At 65.0% G+C, this 14,783-nt stretch carries 10 protein-coding genes; 4 read left to right on the top strand and 6 right to left on the bottom strand.

All coding sequences use genetic code 11. From position 1 onward, the window contains the following. Positions 1 to 73: 73 nt before the first annotated feature. Positions 74 to 1,069, top strand: a complete 996-nt coding sequence (locus D6M19_RS00245) for an amidohydrolase family protein (protein ID WP_123023172.1) — start codon at positions 74 to 76, stop codon at positions 1,067 to 1,069. A 24-nt stretch (positions 1,070 to 1,093) separates the two neighbouring features. Here D6M19_RS00245 and D6M19_RS00240 read toward each other — a convergent pair whose 3' ends face one another. Genes D6M19_RS00240 through D6M19_RS00230 form a run of 3 tightly spaced genes read right to left on the bottom strand, consistent with a single transcriptional unit; the run spans position 1,094 to position 7,709 of the window. Then, positions 1,094 to 3,793 (bottom strand): hypothetical protein, encoded by a 2,700-nt coding sequence (locus tag D6M19_RS00240; RefSeq protein WP_123023171.1) that lies wholly within the window; start codon positions 3,791 to 3,793, stop codon positions 1,094 to 1,096. 9 nt (positions 3,794 to 3,802) lie between these two features. Further along, the gene (locus D6M19_RS00235; RefSeq protein WP_123023170.1) at positions 3,803 to 5,320 is read right to left on the bottom strand and encodes a hypothetical protein; all 1,518 of its coding nucleotides are present in this window, start codon (positions 5,318 to 5,320) and stop codon (positions 3,803 to 3,805) included. A 13-nt stretch (positions 5,321 to 5,333) separates the two neighbouring features. Further along, entirely contained in the window at positions 5,334 to 7,709 is a 2,376-nt protein-coding gene (locus D6M19_RS00230; RefSeq protein ID WP_164478264.1) for a peroxidase family protein, read from the bottom strand. 242 nt (positions 7,710 to 7,951) lie between these two features. Between D6M19_RS00230 and D6M19_RS00225 the strand changes: the two genes are divergently transcribed. Then, entirely contained in the window at positions 7,952 to 11,206 is a 3,255-nt protein-coding gene (locus tag D6M19_RS00225; RefSeq protein ID WP_123023168.1) for an ATP-binding protein, read from the top strand. Here the strand turns inward: D6M19_RS00225 and D6M19_RS00220 are convergent. Further along, positions 11,203 to 12,078, bottom strand: a complete 876-nt coding sequence (locus tag D6M19_RS00220; protein WP_123023167.1) for an LLM class F420-dependent oxidoreductase — start codon at positions 12,076 to 12,078, stop codon at positions 11,203 to 11,205. The genes D6M19_RS00225 and D6M19_RS00220 overlap by 4 nt on opposite strands. Before the next feature lie 71 nt (positions 12,079 to 12,149). On the opposite strand from D6M19_RS00220, the gene D6M19_RS00215 reads away from it, so the two are divergent. Next, on the top strand, positions 12,150 to 12,911 hold the full coding sequence (locus D6M19_RS00215; RefSeq protein WP_123023166.1) for a DUF427 domain-containing protein: 762 nt from the start codon (positions 12,150 to 12,152) through the stop codon (positions 12,909 to 12,911). Here D6M19_RS00215 and D6M19_RS00210 read toward each other — a convergent pair. Both D6M19_RS00210 and D6M19_RS00205 read right to left on the bottom strand, forming a co-directional pair. Continuing rightward, a complete protein-coding gene (locus D6M19_RS00210) occupies positions 12,904 to 13,518 on the bottom strand; it encodes a dienelactone hydrolase family protein (RefSeq protein ID WP_123023165.1) in 615 nt (204 codons plus the stop codon). The two genes, D6M19_RS00215 and D6M19_RS00210, sit on opposite strands and share 8 nt — an antisense overlap. Before the next feature lie 39 nt (positions 13,519 to 13,557). Next, positions 13,558 to 13,992 (bottom strand): SRPBCC family protein, encoded by a 435-nt coding sequence (locus tag D6M19_RS00205; RefSeq protein ID WP_123023164.1) that lies wholly within the window; start codon positions 13,990 to 13,992, stop codon positions 13,558 to 13,560. 81 nt (positions 13,993 to 14,073) lie between these two features. On the opposite strand from D6M19_RS00205, the gene D6M19_RS00200 reads away from it, so the two are divergent. Further along, on the top strand, positions 14,074 to 14,658 hold the full coding sequence (locus D6M19_RS00200; RefSeq protein WP_123023596.1) for a carboxymuconolactone decarboxylase family protein: 585 nt from the start codon (positions 14,074 to 14,076) through the stop codon (positions 14,656 to 14,658). The last annotated feature ends 125 nt before the right edge of the window (positions 14,659 to 14,783 follow it).

Here is a 14,783-nt window from a genome sequence, read left to right as displayed (position 1 = left end):
GCGGCGTACCAAGGAATTGAGGTGCCATCTGGCCGCGACACCGGCCAGATGTTCGAGAGATGAGGAAGTTCACGTGCGCATCATCACTGTTGAGGAACATTTTCAGCATCCGCAGGCCGTCGCCCGAGTGCTCGAACTGTCCGGCCCGGCGCCGGGGAAGCCGGACGCCGGTTTCGCGGGATTCCTGCAGGAACTCACCCCGGACAGGGACTTGGCGGAGCGGCTGGCGGGCAAGCGGTTGGCGCACATGGACCGGGTCGGCATCGACGTACAGGTGGTATCGCACGGCGGCAATAGCCCAAGTGCGCTGGACCACCCAGAGGCGGTGGAGCTGTGTCGCATGGTCAACGACTCTCTCGCAGAGCAGATCTCGCAGCATCCCACCCGTTTCCGGGGATTTGCCACCATTCCGCTGCACGACCCGGTTGCCGCCGCCGACGAGATGCGCAGATGCGTCAACGAATTGGGCTTCGTCGGCACCCTGGTGGCGGGAACCTGCGGCGGGTTGTTCCTCGATGACGAGCGCTTCGACCCGGTGCTGCGCGCAGCCGAGGAAGTGGATCTGCCAATCTACGTTCATCCAGGTGTCCCGCCGAACTCGGTGTCGACCGCCTACTACGCGGGAGACTGGCCGACGGCGGTCCAGTTCCTGTTCTCGTCACCGGCTTTCGGCTGGCACGCGGAGGCGGGCATTCACGTGCTGCGGCTCATCCTTTCCGGCGCGCTCGACCGTCATCCCGGCCTGAAGCTTCTCAGCGGTCACTGGGGCGAGCTGGTCGCCGGTTGGCTTGACCGGCTGGACGAGACGGTCGGCTGGGCCGACTATCTGGCCCGCCCCGTCAGCGACTACTACCGCGAGCATGTCTGGATCACCCCGTCGGGGATGTACAGCCAGAATCAGCTGAAATTCTTTCTTGCCGAGATGGGTGCGGGGCGCATCATCTACGCCGAGGACTTCCCCTACGTCGTACGCGACAACGTGTCGAGCTTTCTCGAGGAGGCGGACCTCACAGCCGACGAGCGCAGCGCGATCGCCTACCAGAACGCCGAGAAGGTGATGCGGCTCTGAACCCCAGCACGCAACTGCCAACGCTCATGGCGACGGTGCCGCGCCAAGGCGTTCCCTGAGCCTCTTGATCGCGTCGGGGTACTGGCTCGCGCGGAAGTAGTCGCTATGAGTGTCGACCCGGACAGTTGTCGTCGACTCGAAACGCACCGGGGTCTCCATCGGCGCGGGGACTTCCATCTTGTGGATGTCAACCGACATCTGGATCGGGGTTTGGTTGTCCGCCGGCTCTTTCGCCGCCGACTGTTCGGCGGGATTCGGCTTCGGTGCGACGATCTTGCCGTCCGCCGAGACTTCTGCAGTCACCTCGTCGGCAGGCCAATCTATGTGGTTGCACGGTGCGCGCGAGTCGACCGGAAAGCCGAGATAATCCGTTGGGCGCCAAAGGTTTATCCACCGCACGCGGTTCGCTTCGGTCAATGTCTTGCGAACAGAGGCGGGATAGCCGCCACCGTCGGGAACGGCGGAGTCCCCGTCGTCGAACGTTGGACATCTCAAGAGCCGCGCAGGACGCGAGGTCGTCACGCCGAGGATGCGCGGCCCGAGCAGCTCGGGGAAGATGCGCGCGAAGTAAGCCCGCAGTTGGCATCCGTAGGTCACCAGGGCGATACGGGCCCTGTACTTCTCGGCAAGCAGGAGAACGATCGCGACCGCCAGCACGCCGCCGAGGCTGTGGGCCGACAGGATCAGCTTGCGCGGCGGTGGATTCTCGCCCCTACCCGGTGTGTCGAGCCATGCCCGGCAGTAGTTGAGCAGCTCCGGCACCGCTCGCTGCGCGTAACACGGGGGGCCGAATGGATGTGCGGCACGGGGCAGGAAGCAGATGAGATCCCACACGATGCCCAACGGTCGACCCCGCGAAGTGCCAAGACCGGCGATGAAGCCGCCGGCTAGAACTGCAATCCATACCCCCCATTTCCGGGAAAAATCCACGATGGGTGCGTCCTGCGCCAGAGAACCGTTGTGCAGCATGAGGCTGAGGATGAGGCCGCTGCAAATCGCCAGGCCGGCGACGGCGGCGAGCACGGCGGCCATCGGTTCGGCGCGGTGGGCGGCCGCGGCGAGTCTGCGTTTCCGACAGCGCGTGGGTGCCAAGTTCCATCGGCTGCGCAATCGAAACAGCTTTCCCAACCAGGGCACATGAGGGGAGTCGTCGAAGACCTCCGCTCGACGAGCCAATTCCTGCGCGTCGGGCTGCGTGGTCCTGTCCAGCTGCGGCTCAATTGGGTTGCGGCAGAACAGCATGGTGCGTCCGACGACGACGATGACGAGGAGCAACAGCGCGATGACTGCGGGCGTGAGCATCGACGCGAAACTGAGGTAGATCGGGGGAGCGGTCAACAGCTCGTTGTTGTTGATCCTGATGTTGCCGTCGCCCAACAGCGCCGCGGCGGCCATGACGAACACCGTCGAGAACAGCACGGCCGCGAACAGCGCGAGAATCATCAGCACACCGGGAGCCGTACCGTGCCATGCGTCCTCGGAGTGGCGTGTACCCGGGTGATACAGATACACCAGCCAGCCCGCTGCGAGCACGATGAGCGCCACGGCGAGAAGGCGGTCGACAAACGCCAATTCGTGATCTGCCACCAACTTCCATTGGTGCACGACAAGGACGGCGGTGCCTAGTACCAACGGCACCGCAGCCACGACGTATGACAACCTTCGCCGCCACCGCCAGCCGAGCGCTGACACGGCGAGCACCAGAAGCATGAACACCAGCGCGCCAGGAACGAACGACAGCCCGGCCAGCGGCCTCAGTTCCTGCGTCGGCGAATAGCTGAAGAGGAGCGCAAAGAATTGCGCTGCGAATAGTGCGAAACTCGCTGAAAGCACCAACCACGTCAGTGCCTTTCGCTTCTTGCCGATCGCTTTGCCCTCGGTGACCAGAGGCATGTAAGCGATCAACGCAACGCACACCGCGACAATGGTCAGCGAGACGACGACCACTGTGACACCCGCACGGTGGTGCTGCGTGAACCAGATCTGCCCGGTCCAGATCGAGGTGAGCGCAACACCGGCCGCGGTGTGGACAGCGGAGTTGTGCGTGGACAGGTCTGCGTTGTCCCAGAAATCTCGGCTGCCGAACTTCCACACGTCGGCCTGCGCAGTCCCTGGAGCGCTCAAATTGGGCGCCGATAGCGGGATCTGACTTCCCCAGTCATACCGAACGCGGCTGCGGCGGGCCAGCAGGAACAGTAGGAGCATCGCGAGCAGGGGCGCCGCCGAGAGCATCGCCAGTCGGCACCCGGGTTCGAGGTTTCCAAGCCACCGCAGCCAGGACGGCAGCGGAGATTCCTCCAAGCGGACCCGGCCGTCGGCCATGTCAAGGGCGACGGAGCATACCGATGACGCCAGTAGCAGCGTGAGGCCAAGGGAGAAGACCCGAGCCAGGCCGGCCGTGACGCGAGCGCCCCTGTACTTCTCGCCGGGCATGGTGAGGCGTCGTGACCAGTAAGCGACGTTGGCCAAACCGAACGGCAGCACAAGAAACCATGCCGCCGAGCCCACCGATTGCAGCCAGCCGGCGAACCGGATTCGAGGTATCGGCGACACGCGGGCAAGGCCTCCCCAGGAGAACGCCCTCACCAATCCGGTGTTCGATCTCTGCCCGTACACGCCGACCAGCGAATCGCCGTACTCTTCGCCAATCGCGTAGAGCAGGCTCGTCGGTGGCGTGTTGTTGACGCCGTGTACCCGCAGCTCCAACAGATCGTCGTTGACCATTCGCCCCGCCTATGCGTTGATGTTGACCTCTAAAGCACGTGGGTCGAGCCGCCATACCGGTCGCGGCTTGCTGTCCATCTCTGCCTGCAGCTCGCCCAGCTCGGCCTGGAATCGCTCCATCGCCGCCTTCGCGGAGTCGTCGAGCGCGAGGTAGGTGAAGTCGGACATCAGCTCGCGCCGGTGCACGTTCAAGTTGAAGTTGGCGTTGACCAGACGTTGATAGACGTCCAACGGCTCGCGCCGCAAATCGCTGTATACGCGCGCGGGCTGACGGTGTGTCCAAAGCTGGTAGTCCCACATGTAACTGCCGAGGATCTCGTGCTGGACGGTCACCAGATACAGCTGACGCGCCAGCAGCCGCGCCAAACCGGTCCACGTGACATTGTCTGGGGTGACGCCAACGCCGTTGGGAACGAGGGTGTTGAGTTGCGCGAGCCAGCCCAGCGTCTCTGCGTCTTCGATCGCGGAATTCCGGGGATAGTAGATCTCCAGGTAGTTGCACACGAAGCGGTGGAACACGTCGAACAGCGCCTCCAAGTTGTCCTGTGTCGGCGTGTCGAAGCCGGCGTCGCGCACACCGCGCGCATCACCGTCGACCTCGGGGTCGTTGACGAGATGCGGATAGGCGAGATGACTTTCGTCGAACAACTGGCACATTCCCTTGAAGGTGAAGCTGAAGATGCTTTCGAAATCACCGCCGCGGGCCATCTGGCCGCGGGTGACGATGTCGTTACTTTGTTGGGTAGCAAAGATGTAGGGCCACAGCAGCCGGCACAGCGGGTGATTGGGCGAGAAGGCGTTCCGCGTCGCGATCGCCAATTGTGCCCCTCCCGCCAGGTGCACCCAGTTGAAGTGACGTACGAGTGAGACATGTGTGGAGGCAGCGCACAACGCGATCTTGACCGCCTGCTCCCACTCCGAGTCGGTTGGTTCTATCGAGCCGAGCACGCATTCGATGCGCCGGGCTTCCAGCGAACGACGCAGTGGGTCGACGCCGAAGAACACCCGCGAACCTAGAGTCAGCAGCCCGGGGTGGTACTCGTAGTCGTCGAGAATGCGTAGGTCCCACTCCCAGGTGTCGTCGTCGACGCGGGTGGTGTAGCAGGCGAAGGGCCCGCGCACTGCCAGCGAGCCGAGGTCGGCAATGCCGAGATACTCGGCGGGCAGTTCGGGCGGCCGGAACTGCTTGCGATGCAGTCGCGTGAAGGCTTGGTCCACTGCGGCCTGCGGGTCGGCGTCGATCTGTGGCAGGCCGGGCTGCATCGGCGACAAAAAGCTGGTGTACAGCCAGACCTGCAGCCGGTAGAACGCAGTATTGCGCGGTACCCGTTCCTCGCGCGGGATGTCGGCGCGCGCGCAGACCATCACGTTTTTCAACGGCACCTCGGGAATCACCTCGATCATCGGCTTCGGCTCGATGAGGTGTCGTTCCACCGGCGGCAGTGGGATTTCAAGCGGCTTGTTCATCTTGAATTTCCCCCATCCGATCACGTTCCAGAATCCGCGCCGCAGATACCATCTCAGCATTTCGCACTCCCTCCTAAGCTGACGCGCGGCGGTATCCGTCGCCGAGCCACGGGTTGTCTTTGGTTTCGGAGTCGCTGGCGCGCAAGGGATGGCGCGTGGGATCCAGGATGGGCGTTTCGTCCCACGGCTCGAAGGCGTTCTTGACGTTCGCCAGCCCGGTGTCGGCAAGTTCGGGGTGGTGGCGCAGTATCACCGCCTTGAAGTCGGTCTGGTCGATCCAGCGCATGCCCTCCGCGGTGTAGTACTCCTCGCGGTAACAGTCGGTGTAGAAACGATCGGCCTGCAATCGGCGACTGGCGTTGAGGATGAAGATCTGGAACATGGTCTCGCCGAAGCCGAAGCCGCTGGGCCGATGGCCCTCCGCAAGCGTGCCGATCAGTAGGTCGAGCTGCTCGACGTCTTCTGGCTTGTCGCCGTAGATCGCCTTCAGCTCAGACCGGATATGGGGATCATCGGCGAGGTCGTCGAAGCTCTCGATCGGATTCAGCCCGAGCTGGCGTCGGAACTCGTTGTAACGCGGCACGCCGCGTTCGCGCGCGCGCAAGACATCCACCGTTCCGACGTCGAAGAACGGATTGCCCGGGATGCTCAAATCCTGCAGGAAACGCGGAAAGTTGTTGAGCTGCAGTGCACCCGGCAGCTGATTGCCGAACGAGTAGAACAGGTCGGACATCGGGTGACGCGCCGTCACCCCCGTTGAGCCGCTCTGGCGCGTCTCGGGGAACGGCAACTCCTCGACGACGTCGTCGTCGCCGCGACGGCGCAACCGCAGTGTCTCCGGCAGCATCGAGTGCAGCCGGTAGACCTCGACGAACTCTTCGGTCAGGCCGAACGGTTGGCCGTGCTTGTCGGACGGGTTGCCGACGATGCCGCCGAGCTCGGCATTGCGGATGTTGATCTCGGACAACGTCCTTCGCTTCTTGCCCTTTCGGAACATGTAGGTCGCCAAGCCGTACCAGTTGACGTTCAGTCCGAGGTCGAGGATCTTGTTGGGCAGAATGGCCGGCGTCCATTCGACCGAGTGGATCTTGGCCATCACGGCGGCGTTGATGAGACGCGCGACGTTGAAGAGGCGATTGTCATCGCCGTCCCATTCCGGGTGAGCGGCGTGCAGCATGTCGCAGATGGCGTTGTGTTCGGCGACAAAAAGGGCGTGCATCATCGAAAGGCCGACCCACCAGTTGCGCCTGAATCCGGTGTCCTCCACGCCCGATTCGTCCACCGGGAGCGTGCCGTTGCGCTGGATTCGCATCTTGCCGAGCACACCGCTGCGTAGCCGGTCCTGCGTGGCCTGGTCGCTGCCGTAGATTTGCGACCCGTCCCACCAATGCGTGACCTCGTTGATCGAACTCGTGACGGCGGGCTCACCGTCACGGCGCGTCGGGTCGGGCTGTGTTCTGCCGACGAACATCGCGCTCTGCCGGTAGCGATTGCGCGCCGGATCGTCATCGGGCAGTGGCACCTCGATCACGTCGTCGAACACGATCTCGCCGTGGTTGATCCAGTCGCCGTTCATGAATTGGATCCATGTTGCGGCGAGAAGGTTGAGGAATGGCACTTCCTTCATCGTCGGCAGGCCATCGGAATCGCGATCGCGCGTCAACAACCGGTGGCTGATCTCACGCGGGTTCGGCGTGAGCAGTTGCTCCTGCGTCTCGGTCACGATGGCCGATGGCTCGACGTTGCGCAGGAAGCGTGTGCCTGCCGCACCCTCCTTCGGGTCGGCGAGGTTGTTCCAGGTTCCGTCGGCGGTGCGGAAATGCGTCACGCCGGGGGGCGGCTTCTGACCTGCAGGTTGAAAGCCGACAAGGGAACCCTTCGGGTAGCTGCTGGACAGGTTGTGCTTGTTGAGCCGCTCCCGCATGTATGCCAACGTCAAAACGCCGATCACCATCTTCTTGCGGTACCAGTTGGTCCAGATCTTGTCGCGGTACCCGCTGATCCGTCCCACCAGGTAGGTGAGGCCATTGAGCACGAGTGTCCCGACGGCCCCGATCAACCAGCCCAGCCACAGCCACAGCCGCTTGAAGCCGCCGGCTCTGCGCGCAGGCGGCAGGGGCGACGGCAGCGCACCTTCGCTTACCGAGGCGGGTGCCAGAAGCTCATCGGCGTCGAAGTACTGCAGCGCAGGCACATGCACGTTGACGCCTGCCGTCGCGTTCGCCTGTGCGACCGTGAGCATGGAACGCCAGGCGCTGTGCGCCCCATCGATTTGAAGCGCCGCCGTGTAGTGCCGCGCCGCCTCCTCGTAACGCTCGAGCTGGAAGTTCGCGAGGCCCGCAAGTGCGTGCAGTTCGGCCTCGGGCTGCACGGCGAGATCGTCTTCCAGCAACTTCAGCGCCTGGGCAAACTCACGCCGGTCCAAGGCAGCCAACGCCTCGCTGTTCATCTCGGTACCTCCGTCTGGCAGATGGTGACCCAACACGTCGGCTCAGGTCGACGATTGCCCTGATTGTTCGCGCCGCGACCACAGTCAGCGCAGGTAGTCGACTACTCGAATTCGAACAATCGCACGTCCTTCTGCCCAGGTGGCGGAATCGGCGACGGTGTAAAAAAGCGCGCTTTGGCGGCGGGTGAGCTTTAGGGTTGCCAAAAGAGTGGTCGGCGCCGCTGATCACGGTTGGAGGAGAAATGGGGCTGGTGGGCGCGATGTGCCGGACATGCGGCACAGAGCTGCGCCACCGCGCCCGATTCTGCGACGGCTGTGGGGCGCCTGCGCCGGAACCTGGAGAACCGGCGGAGTTCAAGGAAGTCACAGTGTTGTTCGCCGACGTCGTCGGTTCGTTGGCCATCGCTTCGGCGGTAGGCACCGAGCGCCTGCGCGAGATGATGGCCGACGTCTTCGGCCTTGCGGCAAACACCACCCGGTGCTACGGCGGCACGGTGGACAAGTTCACTGGCGATGGGATCATGGCCCTTTTCGGGGCACCGGTCGCGATGGAGGATCACGCCTTTCGAGCGTGCCTGACGGCCCTGGACATCCAGGAACAGATCGCGCAGCTCGCCGGCGAAGTGCAGCGCCGCGACGGCGTCGATCTGCTGCTCCGGGTCGGGCTGAATTCTGGACGGGTGATCGCAGGCGAAATCGGCTCTGGCGCAACGGGGTACACCGCGGTAGGGGAACAGGTGGTGTTCGCCCAGCGGATGGAGTCGGTCGCCCCACCCGGCGGGGTGATGCTTGGTGAGTCCACCGCGCGGCTGGTCGAACACGCCACCGTGCTTGGTCCGCCCGAGCGCGTCTATGTGAAAGGGGCCGAGGAACCGTTACCCGCGCGTCGGCTGTTTGGCACCGCCGCCGCACCCGAGCGGATCGGTCGCCGCGAACCGACCCTCGTCGGGCGCACCCAGGAGATGAACAACGTCACCGCCATCCTCGATCGGGCGATCGACGGTGCCGGGTGCACAGCCGGGGTGGTCGGCTTACCCGGGATCGGCAAGAGCCGTATCGTGCGCGAGGCCAAGACGCTGGCCACCGGTCGCGGGGTGATGGTCTTCACCGTGTCGTGTGAATCCCATACTCGCGAGGTCCCCTTCCACGTTGTCGCCCGGCTGCTGCGGACGGTTTTCGGACTCGGCAACGTCGACGAGCGTGAGGGTCGCGCGCGGGTGCGGGCAACCATCCCCGACGCCAACCCGGAGGACCTGCTGCTGCTGGACGATCTACTCGGAATCGGCGATCCCGATGTCGCACCACCGGCGATCACCGCAGATGCTCGCCGGCGTCGGCTGGCGGCTCTGCTGAATGCGGCCACGCTGCGCCAGACCGCATCGGTGCTGTATGTGATCGAGGACGTGCACTGGATCGACGAGGTGAGCGAAGCGATGCTTGCCGACTTCGTCACGGTCGTACCGCAGAGCCGTTCACTGGTCATGGTCACCTACCGCCCCGAATACCGTGGCGCGCTTTCCCGGATACCGGGCTGTCAGACGATTTCCCTTGCGCCGCTGAACCCTTCGGACACATCGGCATTGACGGCCGAGCTGCTCGGCCCTCACCCGTCGGTGCAGGCGCTCGCCACCAGAATCTCCGAGCGGGCTGCCGGGAACCCGTTCTTCGCCCAGGAGATGGTGCGGGATCTGGCTGAACGCGGTGTGCTCAACGGCGAGCGCGGCGCATATCTCTGTCGTGACGACGCCGCAGACATCGGTGTTCCCGGCACGCTGCAGGCCACCATCGCCGCCCGTATCGACCGGCTGAGCACGCCGGCCAAGCAGTACCTGTATGCCGCTGCCGTCATCGGTGCGCGGTTTCGGGCCGACCTGCTTTCGTCCTTGATCGACGCGAACCACCGATCGGATGCCATCGACGAGTTGTTGCAGGCGGAGCTCATCGACCGGGTGACGTCGACTGCGCGCGTCGAGTATGCGTTTCGGCACCCGCTGATCCGCGCCGTGGCATACGAGTCGCAGTTGAAGTCCGGGCGTGCCAAGCTCCACCGTCGGTTGGCAGACGCGATCGAACAGAACGAGCCGGGCTCGGTCGACGAGAACGCCGCTCTGATCGCCGAGCACTTGGAGGCAGCAGGGGATCTGACTGCCGCCTTCAGCTGGCATATGCGCGCAGGCGGCTGGCTGGTCGCTCGAGACGTGCGTGCGGCCAGGGCCAGCTGGCAGAGGGCTCGCCAGGTCGCCGACCTGCTGCCCGCCGACGCCCCGGATCGGGCATCGATGCAGATCGCGTCACGAACGTTGCTGTGCGGCACCGTATGGCGTGCCGGCGGCAGCGTCGCCGACACCGGCTTCGACGAACTGCGGGAACTGTGCACCGCGGCCGACGACAAGGTATCGCTGGCGATCTCGATGGCCGGCTACATCATGGTGTTGACGCTTTGCAATCGGTTCCCCGAGGCGGCCCAAGTGGCCTCGGAGCTCAGCGAACTATTGGAATCAATCGGCGACTCGACGCTGACCGTCGCTCTGCTGTTCGCGTCCATCTACGCCAAGAATCAGGCCGGCGAGATGATCGAGGCCCTGCGATTGGCAGATCGCCTCGTTGACCTGGCGGACGGCGATCCCACCAAAGGCAACCTGATAGTGGGCTCGCCACTCAGCACGGCGATCGCCATGCGCGGGCACGTCAAGATGTGCCTGGGAAAGCCGGACTGGCTGGACGACGCCGCCGAGTCGATCGCGATGGCCGCTCCGCTCGACCCCACAAGCTACGTTTTCGCCTTGCTGTGGAAATACGTTGCCGCAATCCCGTTCGGGGCCCTGCCGCCGGATTCGACCGCCATGCGCGAAACCGCCGAAGCACTGCGGATCGCCGAGCAGACCAGTGACGATTTCATATTGGGCATGGGCCGACTCAGCCGAGGCCTGGCCCTGGTGAGTCGTGACGGCCAGGAACGCGCGGCGGGCCTCGACCTGTTCAGTCAAGCCCGCGAAGCCGCCATGACGGAGCGGTTCTCGTTGAGCGCGTTGACGATCGTCGACCCCGAGTTCGCGATCGAGAAGGCCCGCACCGGTGATCTCGATGGCGCCATCGAGTTGGCGCGCGCCGTCGTGGACGGCGCATACGAAAGCGGCGACATGATTTGGCGCGGACGGGCCACCGCCGTTCTGGTGGACCTGCTGGTTCGTCGCGGATCCGCCGGTGACCTACGGGAAGCGCAGGCGGTGACCGACCGACTTGCCGCCGTACCTACGGATCCCGGCTTCGTTCTGCACGAATTCCCTCTGCTGCGGTCGCGGGCGCTGCTGGCGCGGGCCCAAAGCGACGACAGGAGCTGCCGGAGTTTCGTTGAGCGCTATCGCGCGAAGGCGGCCGCCGCGGGCTTCGAAGCGCTGGCAGCGACGCCGAGCCTGCTCACAGATCGCGAAAACCTACGGCATCGCGATCTCCCCACAGTCTCGAGGCAGTCGGATGGGTCGGCGACGCGCAACTAATCACCCGAGGCCGGGGGCAGCGATTCGGCGACTTGGGCGAGTGCTGCCAGATGATCGTCGACGGTTTTCAGCTCGGCGCCCATCGTGTTCACCGAGGCGTGGGTGGCGCCCGCCTTTGCCCACTCGGCGAGTCGATCGGCCACGGAGTCGGCATCGCCACGCCAATCGACGCGGCCTTCCATTCCGATCGCCGACGGGTCCCGCCCCGATTCTGCGGCTGCGCTTTCGACGACGGCGCGGGCGTCGTCGAGCGCGGGCCCGGGTGCCATCATCGGAAACCACCCGTCGGCCAGTCGGCCCGCGCGTTTGTAGCCCGGTGCAGACGCCGTCCCGACCCACACCGGAATCGGACGCTGTACCGGCAGCGGTGCGATACCGGCACCGGTCACGTTGTGGAACTCGCCGTCGAACGTCGCCGACTGCTCGGTCCACAGCCGCCGTAGCAGCTCGATCTGCTCGACAGAGCGCTTACCGCGGTTACCGAAATCCTCACCGAGCGCCTCGTACTCGACGGCGTTCCAGCCCACCCCGATACCGAGCCGCAACCGCCCGCCGCTGAGCAGGTCGACCTCTGCCGCCTGCTTGGCGACCAACGTCGTCTGGCGCTGCGGCAGGATGATGACCCCGGTGACGAGCTCGACCGATCGGGTGACGGCGGCCAGGTAGCCGAACATGACAAACGGCTCGTGGAACGTGGTGTGCACGTCGTAGGGGCCGTTCCACCCCTCGTGCACCGCCGGGTCGGCGCCGACGACGTGGTCATAGACCAGGATGTGGTCGAAGCCGAGCTCCTCCACCCGTTCGCCATATGCGCGCACCGCGCCGGGATCGCCGCCGAGCTCGGTCTGCGGGAATGTCACTCCGACTCGCATATGCCTCATCCTCTTGGTCGATAACAACGACACCGGATGTGCGCGCCGCATTCCCGAGACATCATGGCCTTATGAGCGATGAGCGCGATTACCCGGAGATGGCCGCAGCCCGCGGACGGATCGAGCCCGCGCCGCGGCGCGTGCGCGGATATCTGGGACATGAGCTGGTTTTCGACACCACCGCGGCCCGCTACGTATGGGAAGTGCCGTACTACCCGCAGTACTACATCCCACTCGCCGATGTGCGCACGGAATTCCTGCGCGACGAGAACCATCCACAAAAGGTGCAGCTCGGTTCGTCACGGCTGCATTCGCTGGCAGGCGCAGGCCAGACACACGAGAAGGCGGCGCGGGTCTTCGACGACGGACCCGTCGCGGGCACGGTGCGATTCGTTTGGGATCGGCTGCGGTGGTTCGAGGAGGACGAGCCGATCTACGGCCACCCGCGCAATCCGTACGCGCGTGTCGACGCACTGCGGTCACACCGCAGCATCCGGGTGCAGCTCGACGGCGTCGTGCTCGCCGACACCGCCGCCCCGGTGCTGCTGTTCGAAACCGGCTTGCCGACAAGGTATTACATCGATCCGACCGACGTAGCGTTCGAGCATCTCGAGCCAAGCGCGACGGAGACGCTCTGCCCCTACAAGGGGACGACGTCGGGCTACTGGTCGGTGCTGATCGGCGATACGCTGCACCAGGACCTGGCCTGGACGTATCACTATCCGCTTCCGGCGGTGGCGCCGATCGCGGGCATGGTGGCGTTCTACAACGAGAAGCTCGACGTCGTCGTCGACGGTGTTGCGTTGGCGCGGCCGAAGACTCAGTTCAGCTGATCGGCGGCGGGCTCGCCATGTCGAGCTGTTCTGCGACGAACTCGGCGGTGAGGCGGTGCCATTCGCGGCACCGGCGAACCATGTAGTGACCGGCGCCGTCCAAGCCGACCCATTCCGCGTCGACCCCGCGCTGCTGCGCGCGGCGCGTTTGAGCGAGTGACGCCCGCGGATCGGTCCAGGTGTCCGTGGTGCCGTGCACGACGAGCAGCCGGGTGGTGACGGGAATGAGATTCGCGTCGTCTCCGACCCACCAGGGGGCCAACGCGACGACGGAGCCGACGTCTGCGCGGGCCGCCAGGTGCGCGGCCACCCGGCCACCCATGGAGTGGCCGACCACAGCGATCTGTGCCGGCTCGAATCGGTCGCGAGCCCGGTCGAGAACTGCCTGGGCGTCGTGGAGCGCGTCGAGCCGCGGACTGTTCCACCCGCGCAGCCGGTATCGCACCCGTCGTACCTCGATGTTCGGGCTGAGTCGGCGACGAAGCGCAGCGGCGAAGATCGCCATCCGGAGATTCGCGAGCTGCCAACTCCGCGACGACCGGTCGCTGCGCATCTTGCCCCCCGGCAGTACCAGCACACAGCCGCTTTCAGGCACGTCGACCCCCATGGCCGGTATTCGGTGTCGGGCACCGTCTGGATGGCCCGATCAGTTCAGTTGGTTGAGGACGGTGACCATCTGCTTCTCGATGTCGGTGGCCAGCTTCTCGAAAACCAGCTTCATGACCGGATTCAGCAGTTTGGCTGCCCCGTTCATCTCCAGGTCGGCACGGTAGGTGAGTTTTGAGCCTGGGCCGTCGGGCACAACCGTGATCGTGTCGATCGACGTCGACGACTTGTTGGTGCCGACGAACACCAGCTTGCTGTCGGTCAGTTCGCACAGCACATAGGTCAGCTCCGCCGTCACCCCGAAGATGTTGGACACGTTGTGCCACGACGCGCCCTCGGCGAGCGCGCCGCCACCGGTGCGGGTGCATGTCTGTGTACCGGGGTCCCAGTCTTCGGCGTTAGCGAAATCCTTGAGATAGTCGACGACCTTGGCCGGTGGCGGGCTCACGGAGAAGGTTCGAGAAACAGTTGGCATAGCGGATGGATACCCAGCAGCGCCGCGTCGACCGATGACGAAAGGATTACGCTCACTGCGACCTAGGTGATCGGAGGACCCATGGCCCGCCTCGAATCTTCGGACGCTTTCGCTGCGATACCGACCACCGACCTCGGCCGGGGCGATCGCATCAACCTGGGCGTCGCGGGCATCATGTCTCGCCTTCCCGATGTCGCGGCCGCCGTCGGCGGGGTCACCGCGGCTATTCGCGAGTCGGGTGGGCTGGCGCCTCGGTTGATGGAGCTGGTCAGGCTGCGGATCGCATTCCACAACCAGTGCCGCAGCTGTATGTCGATCCGCTACCAGAGCGCCATCGACGATGGGCTCACCGAAGATGCGGTGTGCTCGCTGGAGCGGCCGGCAGAGGCGCCCGACCTGACGGATGCCGAACGCGAGGCGCTGCGGTTCGCCGACCTCTTCGCCACCAACCATCTGTCGATCGACGATTCCGTATACGACGGTCTCCGTGGGTATTTCACCGAAGACCAGATCGTCGCGCTGGGGCTTCACTGCGCGATGTGTGTGGGTCTGGGCAGGCTCGCCGCGACGTGGCATGTCGTCGAGGAGCTGCCCGAGGAATTCCGGGGCGACAGTGGGGCTCCGCTCGCGCCGTGGAGCGCGAGCTCGGTAGTGGCGTCGGGCTAGCTCTCGACCTGCAAGTTTGACGTCTACCTGCAATCTCCACGGAATCTCCACCTGGCCTCCAAGCGCCGACCTGCCCGTTCGCAGCAGCATGAGGTCGTCAAACAAGAGCGGCCCTTGGGTCGCCC

Source organism: Mycolicibacterium stellerae, assembly GCF_003719305.1.
In the GTDB taxonomy this organism is placed as follows: domain Bacteria; phylum Actinomycetota; class Actinomycetes; order Mycobacteriales; family Mycobacteriaceae; genus Mycobacterium; species Mycobacterium stellerae.
Note: the sequence above shows the minus strand (reverse complement) of the source record. Positions and strands in the feature narration are given on the sequence as shown.

What these genes read in the sequence shown, in the direction of transcription:
- D6M19_RS00205 (WP_123023164.1), bottom strand. Translation starts at nt 13,992, where the DNA reads ATGCCAACTGTTTCTCGAACCTTCTCCGTGAGCCCGCCACCGGCCAAG.
- D6M19_RS00225 (WP_123023168.1), top strand. Translation starts at nt 7,952, where the DNA reads ATGGGGCTGGTGGGCGCGATGTGCCGGACATGCGGCACAGAGCTGCGC.
- D6M19_RS00200 (WP_123023596.1), top strand. Translation starts at nt 14,074, where the DNA reads ATGGCCCGCCTCGAATCTTCGGACGCTTTCGCTGCGATACCGACCACC.
- D6M19_RS00230 (WP_164478264.1), bottom strand. Translation starts at nt 7,709, where the DNA reads ATGAACAGCGAGGCGTTGGCTGCCTTGGACCGGCGTGAGTTTGCCCAG.
- D6M19_RS00210 (WP_123023165.1), bottom strand. Translation starts at nt 13,518, where the DNA reads ATGGGGGTCGACGTGCCTGAAAGCGGCTGTGTGCTGGTACTGCCGGGG.
- D6M19_RS00235 (WP_123023170.1), bottom strand. Translation starts at nt 5,320, where the DNA reads ATGCTGAGATGGTATCTGCGGCGCGGATTCTGGAACGTGATCGGATGG.
- D6M19_RS00215 (WP_123023166.1), top strand. Translation starts at nt 12,150, where the DNA reads ATGAGCGATGAGCGCGATTACCCGGAGATGGCCGCAGCCCGCGGACGG.
- D6M19_RS00220 (WP_123023167.1), bottom strand. Translation starts at nt 12,078, where the DNA reads ATGCGAGTCGGAGTGACATTCCCGCAGACCGAGCTCGGCGGCGATCCC.
- D6M19_RS00240 (WP_123023171.1), bottom strand. Translation starts at nt 3,793, where the DNA reads ATGGTCAACGACGATCTGTTGGAGCTGCGGGTACACGGCGTCAACAAC.